This window comes from Citrobacter sp. RHB36-C18, from assembly GCF_013814485.1.
In the GTDB taxonomy this organism is placed as follows: domain Bacteria; phylum Pseudomonadota; class Gammaproteobacteria; order Enterobacterales; family Enterobacteriaceae; genus Citrobacter; species Citrobacter braakii.
The window spans coordinates 1,543,504-1,556,015 of record NZ_CP057125.1; the positions used below are offsets into that span (position 1 = coordinate 1,543,504).

Consider the following 12,512-nt stretch of genomic DNA (forward strand, 5'->3'; position numbering starts at 1 on the left):
CTCAGGGTTGGCGCTGGTGTGAAGGTAAAAAAATCGTCAGTAGCCCTGCCATGATGCACAGCACTCCGGCGAGCGCTTTCGCTGAAAATATTCCCTGCCAGCCGGGCAGGATCATTGATGCAACCCACACCAGTACATAGCTCAGGCTGAGCAGGGCATACGCTTTGCTCAGTGCGAGCTGGTGCAGCGCTTTATGCCAGCAAATCACCGACAGTAAATACCCTGCCAGTCCGGCATACAGAGCAAACGCGCCAACGCTAAGAGAGAATACGGCAGAAATGAATTGCTGCGGCTGCAGCATTGGCGGCAGATTATCCATCGCAAAGCCGAGACTCAACTGGGCGGCTGAAGTGATAATAACGCTGCATAATCCCCAAAAGATGCCCATTACACCGCGCTCCCAAGAATAAATATGCCGGTGATGATTAACCCCACACCCAGCCAGTGGCGCGGGGTGACGGGTTCGCGCCAGATTTTCCAGGCAGCCAGAGTCACCCATACAAAATTAAGACTCAGCATGGGGTAGGCGATGCCGACCGGAATGTTCTGCAGCACCGCCAGCCATAGCAGCATGGCCAGACCGAGACTTGCCAGAGCAAGCCCAATCCATAGCGTAATGTGGCGTTTTCGCGCTCGAACGGGAACGGGTCGCGACGCCTGCTTCTGACATAACTGACCGCAGACGCTGAGCAGGCTGGCGAGAACTAAGGCTATCCAGATCATTTCGGCCGATACTGAATCAGGACCAGACGCCCCTGATTATCGATATAGTCAGCGGGAGGGATAGCAAGTCGATTAATATCTTCATCCTTATCGACTGAAAGCACGAGCGTAATGTTTCCTTGCTGACGATGTTGCGCTAACCACTCGGCAAAGTTCCCCCGACCGACAAAACGACCCTGGGCATCCGGATAGTTAAGGCCATATTTTAACTCGCCCGTTTGTCCGTACATTATGATGTCGTCACGCTTCAGGCTCCAGGCCAGCCCCGCGGCGACGCCAACGCTGTCGGTGAGAATATAACGGCTCGACTCCAGCGACTCTTTGGTCATCTCGACAAAAAATTGTGGCTGTTTAGATTCCATCACCCGGTCAGGAACGGAGAAGCCAAACAACAGTGCCAGGCCTAATGGACACAGCGCTGCGAACGTCCAGTTCTTCTCGCGGTTATTTAGCGTATACCAGCCAAAGAGCGTCCAGATGATAAAAATGCCCCACGCACAAAACACTTTATACGTTTCGATATGCGACCAGACCGGCGTCTTTAATGGACCCAGTGTAGAAACAATAAACGTGGCGACAATGCCGGTCACTCCGAACAGAACGTTGATCCAGCCATTCACGCGCAGCGCGGTTGCACCTTTTTGCGCGGCCTGCAGGCCGAAACGCGCCGTCAATATTGCCAGCGGCGCGAAGCAGGAAAGAATATAGGTCGGCAGTTTTCCTTTCGCGATGCTGAAAAACAGGATTGGCATGATAATCCAGCTTAACAGGTACAGTGCGCTGCGCGGAACATCCCATTCACGCCAGCCCGTACGCAGCGCGCCGGGGAGCAGCCCGAGCCACGGTAATGCGCCAGCCACCAATACCGGAATGTAGTACCAGACGGGGGCCTTATGTTGGGCATCCTCCTGCGCGAAGCGTTGAATATGCTCGACCCAGAAGAAGTAATGCCAGAAATCCGGCTCACGCCGGGCAATCGCTATTCCCCAAGGCAGCACAGTCACGATGCAACCGACTACTGCCAGCAGACCGTAGATAATGAGATCTTTCCAGCGCTTTTGTACGAAAACCCACGGCAGTACGCTGAGCACAGGAACGGCGAGTGCCAGGAAACCCTTGGTCATCACGCCCATGCCGCAGGTTAACCCTAACAGCAGAAAGGCGGTAATTTTGCGCGTTCTGCTGGTGGCTTGCATCCCCTCCCAAAAGCAGCACATGCCCGCCATTAGCCAGAGAGCAATGATGGGATCAAGTACCGCGTAGGTGCCGATGCTGTAAACCGAAAAAAACGTTAAAAAGATAACCGAAGAGAGTACGGCGGTGCGCTTATCCCGCCACAACCGCATGGCTAGCCAGGCTACCATAAGCGCCGTCAGCAAAGTGGCAAAAATGGCTCCTGCTCTGACGCCAAAATTATTGGCGCCAAACAGCCATTGCCCGATGCTGTTTAACCAGTATCCGGCAATCGGTTTTTCAAAATACCGCAGCCCTAAAAAGTGCGGAACGATCCCGTCGCCAGAGGTCAGCATTTCCCGACTGATTTCGGCATAGCGCGTTTCATCAGGCTGCCACAGCAGGCGGCTGTTGATGGGGAGAATAAAATACAGCGCAATAAAAGCGATAAATGCCAGGGTGTAGCGGACAGTAAGTTTCATCTTGTCACACTCACTGGTTGTTGGCGGCCGACCCATCCCTCTCTACCGGGTATTTTGCCACGCACGATCTGCCCTGTTGGCAGCGAACTGACATCGTCCGGTAACAGGTCGCCGAGCGGGCAAAATGTTATCCCCATGTCTGCGGCGCGAGTAAGCAGCTCGTCAAAATTCTGCTGAAAGGCGATGCCTTCAACTTCCGCATGAATGGTATACACCGGTGTTCCTCTGCTCATCTGGATGTGGGAAAGAATGTAAGCGTTGAAGTCCACCGCCTGGACTTCCTGACCAACCACTTCATCCCAGGTGGGTAGCGTGACGGGAATTTGCGGCGTACCTGTTTTCCCGGATGTCAGCACCGGACGGAATAACGACGTTCCCCGACAGTCGCTGTTATAACGCAGATGGAACGTTTCTTTGGCGTGGACGACGCGATCGTCGGCACGCCATCCGGCAACGGCAGAACAAGTGACGGGTTGTCCGATAAGAGTTTCAAGGGCCGTGATGCCTCGTGAAATATCATCAATCAGCTGTTTGTCATTCCAGTTTCCGCTTCGCGCCTGCCAGGCATGGTGATCCCAGGCATGCAAACCAGTTTCATGAATCAGGGCGGTTTGCGCAATGATCGCCGCGTTCGCCAGGCCGATCTCTTTTCCCGGCCAGGCGGTTCCCGCCAGCAATATATCCCATCCGTAAAGTGATGCGGCGTTTGAGCGCAGCATCTTCCACAGAAATTGTGGTTTCACAAGACGCCAGAGGTGGCGTCCCATGTTGTCCGGTCCAACGCTAAAGAAAAAACTTGCCCGCACGTTATGTCGGTTCAATGTCTCCAGCAGGCGGGGTACGCCTTCGCGCGTCCCCCTGAAAGTATCGACATCTATGCGCAAGCCGACTTGGGTCATGATGTGTGTTCCGTGATATTCACACTGCGTAAGAAGAAGTCCAGCGTCTCTTCTACCGTTTCCTGCATCTCAATGGTGGGCTCCCAGTTCAGGCAGCGTTTCGCATTGCGGATGTTGGGCTTACGATGTTCAACGTCTTGATAACCTTTACCATAGTAGCTGCTGCTTTCGACGTCACGGAAACCGGCAAACGGCGGGAAGTGGTTACGCAATGGATGTTTTTCAAAGCAGGTAAGCAGCATTTCTGCCAGTTCCTGAATACTCGCTTCGTTCTGCGGATTACCGATGTTGATAATCTCACCGTCGCAGCGTCCGCCTTCGTTTTCAATGATGCGGTACAGGGCTTCGATACCATCCCGAATGTCGGTAAAGCAGCGTTTTTGCTTGCCGCCTTCAATCAGCTTAATCGGTGAACCTTCCACCAGATTGAGGATCAGTTGGGTAATGGCGCGTGAGCTGCCGATACGCGCGGCGTTAAGGCTGTCCAGACGCGGTCCCATCCAGTTAAATGGCCGGAACAGGGTGAAGCGCAATCCCTCTTTTTCGCCGTACGCCCAGATTACGCGGTCCAACAACTGCTTGGAAACGGAGTAGATCCAGCGTGGTTTATTCACCGGACCGACGATCAGATTCGAGCTGTCCTCATCGAAGACTTTGTCGGTACACATGCCGTAGACTTCGGACGTTGACGGGAAAATGATGCGCTTACGGTATTTCACGCAGTAGCGAATGATTTTCAGGTTCTCTTCAAAATCGAGCTCAAATACGCGCAACGGGTTGCGGGTATATTCGATTGGTGTTGCGATCGCCACCAGCGGCAGCACGACGTCGCATTTTTTTACATGGTATTCAATCCATTCGGAGTGAATGCTGATGTCGCCTTCGACGAAGTGGAATCGCGGATGCTGCAGAAAACGTCCAATGGCGTCACTGCCAATATCGAGCCCATACACTTCGTAATGATCTTCTTGCAGCAGGCGTTCGGTCAGATGGTTACCAATGAAGCCATTGACGCCAAGGATCAGCACGCGTGTACGATGTTTAGTGGTGGTAACTGACTGACTGTTCAGGCGGGAGCCTGGAACCAGGCCCAGAACCTGCGCCAGTTGCGACCCTTGCATTGCAATACCATCGCCAGCTTGTCCGGTAATAATTTCCAGGGCGCCATCGCCACAGGCGATCAGCAAAGGAGAAACGGAGATGACGGTACCCGGTTGGGCCGCTGAGTTATTTACGCAAACGCGCGATGACCAGACGGTGAACTTTTGTGTGCCGACATAGCTATATGCGCCCGGCCACGGATCGCTGACGGCGCGGACCTGGTTATGCAACTCCGCGGCAGGTGTGTTCCAGTCGAGGAAGCTATCTTCCGGTGTACGGCGACCAAAACAGGTAGCATCTGCTTCTTGTTGGGGGCGTTCTGCATAATCCCCGGTTTTAATCGCGGGCAGTGCCTGTTCCAGCAGGTGACGCGCAGCCTGGCACAATTTATGGTGCAGCGTTAACGCCACGTCATCCGGCGAAATAGCGACGCGCTGCTGGGCAATAATGGCGCCAGCATCCGCGCGTTTGACCATGCGGTGAAGCGTGACGCCGGTTTCGGTTTCGCCATTGACCAATACCCAGTTCAGCGGCGCGCGACCACGGTATTTCGGCAGCAACGAACCGTGCAGATTAAAAGCCCCCGCAGGCGCAAGACTGAGGATCTCATCACTCAGTAAATGGCGATAGTAGAACGAGAAGATAACATCCGGCGCCAGTTGGCTAATGCGTTCAATCCACAAGGGATGATTGACCTCGTCCGGGGCGTAAACCGGAATTCCGGCGCTGGCGGCAAGGCGGGAAACCGATCCAAAAAATGCTTTTTCGCCCGGATTATCGGTGTGCGTGAAAATGGCAGCGATTTCATAACCGGCATCCAACAAAGCCTGGACACCCTGACATCCCATATCGTGATAGGCAAATACGATGGCTTTCATGCGCGGTTTTCCTCGGTTGGCTGCGTGGTTTGTGGGCGGATAACGTGTTGAACAAAATAGCGGGGGCGGGCGCGGACATCGTTATAGATGCGACCGATATATTCGCCGAGTAAACCCATGCCAATAAACTGTGCGCCGATAAAGGTAAACAGGACGGCAAACAGCATGAATACCCCTTCCGCGGCCCACTGTGGACCGAGCGTCAGACGCAGAACCACAAGCAGGATAGACAAGATAAAGCCAGTGGCGGCGATTACGCTGCCCAACAGGCTCAACATACGAAGTGGCGTTGTGGTCAGACAGGTCACCAGGTCATACATCAGGTTGATCAGACGCATAAAGCTGTATTTGGAGTCACCAAATTCTCGCTCTGCATGGTGTACCGGGATTTCCGTAGCGCGCCGGGCAAAAATGTTGGCCAGAATCGGGATAAAGGTGCTGCGCTCCTGGCAATGCAGCATGGCATCGACGATATGGCGGCGATAAGCGCGTAACATGCAACCGTAGTCGCCCATCGCTTTACCGGTGGTGCGCTGAATCAGATGGTTAATCATTCGCGATGCGGTCTTACGAAATACGCTGTCCTGACGGTTCTGACGTACCGTGCCGACCACATCGAAGCCTTCATCTGCGGTGGCGACCAGCCGTGGGATCTCCTCCGGCGGGTTTTGCAAATCGGCATCCAGTGTGATGATCACGTCGCCGGTGACATGACTGAAACCGGCCATAATCGCCGAGTGTTGCCCGTAATTGCGATTCAATAAAATAGAAACAATATGGCTGTTCGGTGCCAGGGAAGCGTCCATCATCAGCTGTGCGGAATGGTCGCTGCTGCCGTCATCAATTAGCAAAATTTCATAGTCTTTGCCCAATTTTTCGCAGGCAGCGCTGGTACGTCTGATTAACTCTGGCAAGCTTTCCTGTTCATTAAAAACGGGAATGACCACCGAGACTTTTTTGATCGGTGCTGCTTCAAACATGGTTATTGTCCTGCAATCTCGCGAAGTGCCGTAATTACCCGCTGGGTGTCATCGGCGGTCATGTCGGGGAATAACGGTAGTGAGCAAATGCGCGCGCTATTCCATTCTGTATTGGGGAGCGAAAGGGTAGTGAAGCGTTCGCGGTAATATTTTTGCGTATGGGCCGCACGAAAATGCAGACCGGTGCCGATATTTTTGGCCTTTAACGCCTCCATTAAGGCATCTCTGCTCATACCGCAGCGGGCTTCGTCAACGCGAATGATGAACAGGTGCCAGGCGTGAACGTGCGCCCACTGGGGCAGACTCAGTGGTTGAAATGGCGTATCGGCCAGCGCCTGTTGATACTCGCGGGCAATTTGCGCCCGGCGTGAGTTCAGGTGTTCCAGTTTATTTAGCTGTACCAACGCAATGGCGGCGTTGATATCCGTGAGGTTGTACTTGTACCCTGGCGCAAGCACTTCGGCCTGCGGCGCCCGGCCATAGGTTTGTCGATCAAAGGCATCAACGCCCAGACCATGAAACTTCAGGCTGCGAAGCCGTTGGGCAAGCTGGCTGTCGTCGGTAACGATCAACCCGCCTTCGGCGCAGGTAATATTTTTGATGGCGTGAAACGAGAATATTGCCGTGCCGCGCGCGCCGACATGACGACCTTTATACAACGTCCCTACGGCGTGGGCCGCATCTTCTATAATCGGAATGCCATAGCGTTCGCCAATGGCATAAATCGCGTCCAGGTCGGCGGGGGCGCCTGCGTAATGTACCGGAATAATGGCTTTGGTTCGCGGGGTGATGGCGGCCTCAATTTGCTCCGGTGTGACCATGAGCGTATCGCGGTCGACGTCGATCATGACTGGCGTCGCACCCAGCAGGACAATCATGTTGAGGGTAGAAACCCACGTCATTGACGGTGTAATGACCTCATCACCTGCACCGATGTCCAGCGCCATCAGCGTGATGTGCATTCCTGCCGTTGCGGAGCAGACGGCGACGGCGTGTTGATTTCCCGTGAGCTGGCAGAAGGCTTCTTCAAGCTGTTGATTTTTCGGGCCGGTGGTTATCCATCCAGAGTCCAGAACCGTCTTCACAGCAGCAAGTTCTTCAGCCCCCATTGCCGGGCGAGAGAAAGGCAAAAAGTCAGACATCATTATTCCTTCAAGCCATTTAACGCCACCGACGTTTTATTTTTAGTGATAAACAGGGGCGTCGTTAATTATTTCATCAGGCTTCAAAGGGTAATGACGGAAGGTTAATTTATCCTTAAGAGTTTAAGGTTTGGGAAAGAGAGAGGAATAGCGTGTTTTTTATTTATCTTAATGAAAAAAAGATCATGTAGGTTCTTGAGTCGTTTGGGCGACATTGCTGTTATCTGCAGACTGATGAGCGCAATGCCGCTATTAAGAATGCTAATTATATGCCGTTATTAAAATGATGATTTACAGTAACCCTTTCAAGGTTAACGTTTTACGCGTGGCGATATTTAAATCGTAGGAGCCGAGATCTTCCGCTTTAACCCAGGCGAATGCCTGGAATTCTTCATTAATCTTCACTTCACGATTAGCCGCCACACAATCGAAGATGAGATAAATCATATAAATCTCTTCCTGACTACCATCGGCGTACGTTTTGGTGCGAACATCGTCACTGAAGGTCCATGGCGTAATGTCTGATAACACCAGTTGTTCGCCCAGCTCTTCTCTTACTTCACGGCGCAAAGCTTCTTCAATACGTTCACCCGGTTCAACGCCGCCGCCAGAAAGCGCCCACTGACCGGGGAACACACCGCGGTCGTCAGCCATTTTGCACAGTAAATAACAGCCATCGTTTTGAATTAATGGGCAAACAATTGTTCTTTGGCGCATAAGTCGAATCCTTGTAGGGGGAGGTATAGAAAATTCCATCGTGCACGCATCTTACCTTTTGCTGGCGGTAGAAAAAACGCTTCATCGACGAATAACGCCGCTTTGGCAGGGAAAACAGGATGTTTGTAGAAAATGGCGTTCTGCTGCTCTCAGTGGCGTAATTGCTACAAGAATTTAACCTTATCTAAATCTTGTGAGTAGTATTTGCTTACAATATGTTATTGCATCGCTTTTTTAGTGCATTGATTCCTCGTGATCTGACAGTACAATTCACCGGTTTTGGGGCTATGTTTTGATTCTTGCTGGAAAGGATAGAAAATGAAAAAAAGTTTAATGTTGGGTTTTGCCGGTATGCTGTTTGTTTCCGCGTCGGCGAGCGCGATTAGCATCAGCGGCCAGGCTGGCGAAGACTACACCAACCTGGGTTTCGGTATGGGTACTGAGACCACCGGTTTGGCCGTCAGCGGTAACTGGATGCATAACGATGACGACGGCGATGCGGCCGGTCTGGGACTGGGTCTGAATATTCCTCTCGGTCCGCTGCTGGCAACGGTCGGTGGGAAAGGCATTTATACTAACCCGAATGATGGTGACGAGGGTTACGCGGCGGCGGTCGGTGGCGGTTTGCAGTGGCCGATTGGCGACAGCCTCCGCCTGTTTGGTGAGTATTATTACTCTCCCGATTCTCTTTCCAGCGGTATCGACAGCTATGAAGAAGCGAATGCAGGTGCGCGTCTGACCATTATGCGTCCGCTGAGCATTGAAGCCGGTTATCGCTACCTGAACCTGGCAGGCAAAGACGGTAACCGCGATAACGCGATTGCTGACGGCCCGTACGTTGGGGTTAACGCGAGTTTCTGATTTTTCCGGCGCGGCGTTCAGTCGCGCCTTCCCCCCTCCATGCGTTATAGTGTTTTCATCATAAAAGCAGGAGAACACGATGTTAAACGTGGAGATGCTATCCACCGGGGATGAAGTGTTGCACGGACAAATCGTCGACACGAATGCCGCCTGGCTGGCCGATTTTTTCTTTAATCAGGGGTTACCGCTAACCCGTCGCAACACGGTAGGCGACAATCTTGATGATTTGGTCGCCGTTTTGCGTGAGCGTAGCGAACATGCCGATGTACTGATCGTTAACGGTGGTCTGGGACCAACCAGCGATGATTTGAGCGCGCTGGCGGCGGCAACGGCAAAAGGTGAAGGGCTGGTGCTGCATGAAGCATGGCTCGCCGAGATGACGCGTTATTTCCGCGATCGTGGACGCGTGATGGCACCGAGTAACCGCAAACAGGCTGAGTTACCTGCCAGTGCGGAATTCATCAATAATCCGGTAGGAACCGCGTGTGGGTTTGCCCTGAAGCTTAACCGCTGCCTGATGTTCTTTACCCCAGGAGTGCCATCAGAATTTAAAGTCATGGTTGAGCATGAGATCCTGCCGCGTTTGCGTGAGCGTTTTTCGCTGTCTCAACCCCCGCTATGCCTGCGATTAACCACCTTTGGTCGTTCTGAAAGCGAGCTGGCGCAGAGCCTGGATCCGCTGCAATTGCCTCCGGGAGTGACAATGGGCTACCGCTCGTCAATGCCGATTATCGAACTAAAGCTGACCGGGCCGGATTCCCAACGGGAAGCGATGCTGGCGCTGTGGCCAGAAGTGAAGCGGGTTGCCGGGCAGAATATGATTTTCGAAGGTACGGAAGGTTTACCCGCGCAAATCGCCCGCACGTTGCAGGAACGGCAATACAGCCTGACGCTAAGCGAACAATTCACCGGCGGTCTGGTAGCGCTGCAGCTTTCGCGCGTGAATGCTCCGCTGTTGGCGAGCGAAGTGGTTCCGCCCCAGGAAGAAACGCTGGCGCAAACGGCACACTGGATAACCGAACGACGCGGCAACCATTATGCCGGGCTGGCGCTGGCGGTATCGGCTTTCGAAAACGAACATATTAACTTTGCGCTGGCAACGCCTGATGGAACGCATGCCTTACGCGTACGGCTGAACGCTAATCGTTATAGTTTGTCGGTGCGTCAGGAAGTGTGCGCAATGATGGCGCTCAATATGCTGCGCCGTTGGCTCAACGGGCAGGATATTGCCAGCGAACACGGTTGGATAGAAGTGGTTGAATCCCTGACGCTGCCTTCCTGACTTGCACTCTCTCACGCGCTTGTTATGGGAAGGCATTCTGGCCTTCCCGTTATCAGTCCAACCTGTTGTACTCTCTGTAAAAAAATCCGTGCGTTAGTTCACAATTATGCTCGTTTTTTCTCCAGCCAGCTGGAAGAACGAGAGGATTTGATGCGCTTCACAATTTTAACCCCCTTAACCTACCACACTGATTCCAGTATCTCAGACTGGAGTCCAGTATGTTGGAATCAAGCAAAGTTCCCGCGCTCACCAGGGCGATCGAAATACTCAATCTCATTGCGCGTATCGGCCCATGTAGCGCCGCCACCATCATAGAGGCGTTGGGTATTCCAAAAAGCACCGCGTACCTGTTACTTAATGAACTGAAGCGTCAGCGCTTTATCAGCATTGATCATCAGGAAAATTACTGCCTGTGGACCAAGCTGGTTGAGTTGTCCGGGCATGCGCTGAGCAAGATGGATTTACGTGAACTGGCGCGTCCGCGGCTGACACAACTGATGGATGAGACAGGGTTACTTTGCCATCTCGGGATCATCGACCACGAAAGCGCGTATTACATTCTGAAAGTGGAATCGTCATCCACCATCAGCGTGCGCTCCCACGAAGGGAAAAGTCTTTCGCTCTATCGCTCGGGTATCGGCAAATGCCTGCTGGCCTGGCAACCGGCAGCCGCACGAAAAGCCATTATTGAACAGCTGATATGGGAACAGGCAACGCCGACCACTATCACCAGGCCACAGCAGTTGAATGACGAGCTGGAGCGTATTCGACAGCGTGGATGGAGCTTTGATAATGGCGAAGATTATCCCGATGTTCGCTGCGTCGCAGCGCCTGTTTTTAACGCTAACAATGAACTGACCGCCGCGATTTCAGTGGTCGGCACTCGTCTGCAAATTAACGAAGAGAACCGTGATTATCTGGCCGGTAAAGCGATTGCCTGCGCCAGGGATATTTCACGCCTGTTGGGATGGAAAAGTCCCTTCGACTCACTCGCTTCATAAAAAGGAGAACACCATGACCCTACCCAAAATTAAACACGTTCGTGCCTGGTTTACCGGTGGTGCTACGGCGGATAAAGGCGCTGGCGGCGGCGACTATCACGATCAGGGCGCTAACCACTGGATTGACGATCATATCGCCACGCCAATGAGCAAATATCGTGAATATGAGCAATCGCGCCAGTCCTTTGGCATCAACGTATTAGGAACACTGATTGTTGAAGTGGAAGCTGAAAACGGACAGACCGGTTTTGCTGTTTCCACCGCAGGGGAAATGGGGTGCTTTATTGTGGAAAAGCATCTCAATCGTTTTATTGAAGGGAAATGCGTCAGTGATATCAAACTCATTCACGACCAGATGCTGGGCGCAACGATGTACTACTCCGGCTCCGGCGGTCTGGTGATGAACACCATCTCGTGCGTGGATCTGGCGCTGTGGGATCTGTTTGGCAAGGTGGTGGGTTTACCGGTCTACAAACTATTGGGTGGCGCGGTACGCGACGAAATTCAATTCTACGCGACCGGTGCGCGCCCTGATCTGGCGAAAGAAATGGGCTTTATTGGCGGCAAAATGCCGACCCACTGGGGGCCGCATGACGGGGATGCTGGGATCCGCAAAGATGCGGCAATGGTAGCCGACATGCGTGAGAAATGCGGTCCGGATTTCTGGTTGATGCTCGATTGCTGGATGAGTCAGGACGTGAACTATGCCACCAAACTGGCCCATGCCTGCGCACCGTCTAATCTGAAGTGGATCGAAGAGTGTCTGCCGCCGCAGCAGTATGAAGGCTATCGCGAGCTGAAACGTAACGCCCCGGCGGGGATGATGGTCACCAGCGGTGAACACCACGGGACGCTGCAGTCCTTCCGCACACTCTCAGAAACCGGCATCGATATCATGCAGCCGGATGTGGGCTGGTGCGGTGGGTTAACTACGCTGGTGGAAATTGCCGCTATTGCTAAATCGCGCGGACAGCTGGTGGTGCCACATGGTTCCTCGGTTTACTCGCACCACGCGGTAATCACGTTCCCCAATACCCCGTTCAGCGAGTTTTTGATGACCAGCCCGGATTGTTCAACGATGCGTCCACAGTTTGATCCGATCCTTCTGGACGAACCGGTACCCGTCAATGGCCGCATTCATAAGTCGGTGCTCGACAAACCAGGATTTGGCGTCGAGCTTAACCGCGACTGCAATCTGAAGCGCCCTTATAGCCACTAATGACCAGTGCGTTGCCAATGCCACGGCAACGCCCTCATTTCTTTGAGGATCTTG

Annotated in this window: 12 protein-coding genes; 4 read left to right on the top strand and 8 right to left on the bottom strand. The window is 53.2% G+C overall.

The features are described from left to right. Position 1: 1 nt before the first annotated feature. From arnF to nudI, 8 genes are all read right to left on the bottom strand, one after another. Positions 2 to 388 (bottom strand): 4-amino-4-deoxy-L-arabinose-phosphoundecaprenol flippase subunit ArnF, encoded by a 387-nt coding sequence (arnF, locus tag HVZ52_RS07275; RefSeq protein WP_016153820.1) that lies wholly within the window; start codon positions 386 to 388, stop codon positions 2 to 4. Beyond that, complete coding sequence (gene arnE, locus HVZ52_RS07280; RefSeq protein WP_016153819.1) at positions 388 to 723, bottom strand: 4-amino-4-deoxy-L-arabinose-phosphoundecaprenol flippase subunit ArnE; 336 nt, start codon at positions 721 to 723, stop codon at positions 388 to 390. Before arnE ends, arnF begins: the two co-directional genes overlap by 1 nt. Next, on the bottom strand, positions 720 to 2,378 hold the full coding sequence (gene arnT, locus HVZ52_RS07285; protein WP_181599056.1) for a lipid IV(A) 4-amino-4-deoxy-L-arabinosyltransferase: 1,659 nt from the start codon (positions 2,376 to 2,378) through the stop codon (positions 720 to 722). The genes arnE and arnT overlap by 4 nt, the downstream gene beginning before the upstream one ends. Further along, complete coding sequence (gene arnD / locus HVZ52_RS07290; RefSeq protein WP_047359217.1) at positions 2,375 to 3,277, bottom strand: 4-deoxy-4-formamido-L-arabinose-phosphoundecaprenol deformylase; 903 nt, start codon at positions 3,275 to 3,277, stop codon at positions 2,375 to 2,377. The genes arnT and arnD overlap by 4 nt, the downstream gene beginning before the upstream one ends. Further along, positions 3,274 to 5,256 carry a bifunctional UDP-4-amino-4-deoxy-L-arabinose formyltransferase/UDP-glucuronic acid oxidase ArnA gene (gene arnA / locus HVZ52_RS07295; RefSeq protein WP_181599057.1) on the bottom strand — a complete coding sequence of 661 codons (1,983 nt, stop codon included), beginning with the start codon at positions 5,254 to 5,256 and terminating at the stop codon, positions 3,274 to 3,276. The genes arnD and arnA overlap by 4 nt, the downstream gene beginning before the upstream one ends. Beyond that, a complete protein-coding gene (gene arnC, locus HVZ52_RS07300; protein WP_181599058.1) occupies positions 5,253 to 6,236 on the bottom strand; it encodes an undecaprenyl-phosphate 4-deoxy-4-formamido-L-arabinose transferase in 984 nt (327 codons plus the stop codon). The genes arnA and arnC overlap by 4 nt, the downstream gene beginning before the upstream one ends. A 2-nt stretch (positions 6,237 to 6,238) precedes the next feature. Then, entirely contained in the window at positions 6,239 to 7,378 is a 1,140-nt protein-coding gene (arnB, locus tag HVZ52_RS07305) for a UDP-4-amino-4-deoxy-L-arabinose aminotransferase (protein ID WP_181599276.1), read from the bottom strand. A gap of 291 nt (positions 7,379 to 7,669) precedes the next feature. Further along, the gene (gene nudI / locus HVZ52_RS07310) at positions 7,670 to 8,095 is read right to left on the bottom strand and encodes a nucleoside triphosphatase NudI (protein WP_016153813.1); all 426 of its coding nucleotides are present in this window, start codon (positions 8,093 to 8,095) and stop codon (positions 7,670 to 7,672) included. 318 nt (positions 8,096 to 8,413) lie between these two features. Between nudI and HVZ52_RS07315 the strand changes: the two genes are divergently transcribed. The 4 genes from HVZ52_RS07315 to rhmD all read left to right on the top strand — a co-directional run bounded on the left by HVZ52_RS07315 (position 8,414) and on the right by rhmD (position 12,458). Further along, on the top strand, positions 8,414 to 8,956 hold the full coding sequence (locus tag HVZ52_RS07315; protein ID WP_016153812.1) for a YfaZ family outer membrane protein: 543 nt from the start codon (positions 8,414 to 8,416) through the stop codon (positions 8,954 to 8,956). Between the two features lie 79 nt (positions 8,957 to 9,035). Next, entirely contained in the window at positions 9,036 to 10,238 is a 1,203-nt protein-coding gene (locus HVZ52_RS07320; RefSeq protein ID WP_131405180.1) for a nicotinamide mononucleotide deamidase-related protein YfaY, read from the top strand. Positions 10,239 to 10,456: 218 nt separating this feature from the next. Next, on the top strand, positions 10,457 to 11,239 hold the full coding sequence (locus HVZ52_RS07325; RefSeq protein WP_016153810.1) for an IclR family transcriptional regulator: 783 nt from the start codon (positions 10,457 to 10,459) through the stop codon (positions 11,237 to 11,239). A gap of 13 nt (positions 11,240 to 11,252) precedes the next feature. Then, positions 11,253 to 12,458: an L-rhamnonate dehydratase gene (rhmD, locus tag HVZ52_RS07330; RefSeq protein WP_181599059.1), complete on the top strand. Its 1,206-nt coding sequence runs from the start codon at positions 11,253 to 11,255 to the stop codon at positions 12,456 to 12,458. Positions 12,459 to 12,512: the final 54 nt, after the last annotated feature.

Coding starts and splice junctions, on each gene's coding strand:
- arnF (WP_016153820.1), bottom strand. CDS start 388: ATGGGCATCTTTTGGGGATTATGCAGCGTTATTATCACTTCAGCCGCC.
- arnB (WP_181599276.1), bottom strand. CDS start 7,378: ATGTCTGACTTTTTGCCTTTCTCTCGCCCGGCAATGGGGGCTGAAGAA.
- HVZ52_RS07315 (WP_016153812.1), top strand. CDS start 8,414: ATGAAAAAAAGTTTAATGTTGGGTTTTGCCGGTATGCTGTTTGTTTCC.
- arnE (WP_016153819.1), bottom strand. CDS start 723: ATGATCTGGATAGCCTTAGTTCTCGCCAGCCTGCTCAGCGTCTGCGGT.
- nudI (WP_016153813.1), bottom strand. CDS start 8,095: ATGCGCCAAAGAACAATTGTTTGCCCATTAATTCAAAACGATGGCTGT.
- arnA (WP_181599057.1), bottom strand. CDS start 5,256: ATGAAAGCCATCGTATTTGCCTATCACGATATGGGATGTCAGGGTGTC.
- rhmD (WP_181599059.1), top strand. CDS start 11,253: ATGACCCTACCCAAAATTAAACACGTTCGTGCCTGGTTTACCGGTGGT.
- HVZ52_RS07320 (WP_131405180.1), top strand. CDS start 9,036: ATGTTAAACGTGGAGATGCTATCCACCGGGGATGAAGTGTTGCACGGA.
- arnC (WP_181599058.1), bottom strand. CDS start 6,236: ATGTTTGAAGCAGCACCGATCAAAAAAGTCTCGGTGGTCATTCCCGTT.
- arnD (WP_047359217.1), bottom strand. CDS start 3,277: ATGACCCAAGTCGGCTTGCGCATAGATGTCGATACTTTCAGGGGGACG.
- arnT (WP_181599056.1), bottom strand. CDS start 2,378: ATGAAACTTACTGTCCGCTACACCCTGGCATTTATCGCTTTTATTGCG.
- HVZ52_RS07325 (WP_016153810.1), top strand. CDS start 10,457: ATGTTGGAATCAAGCAAAGTTCCCGCGCTCACCAGGGCGATCGAAATA.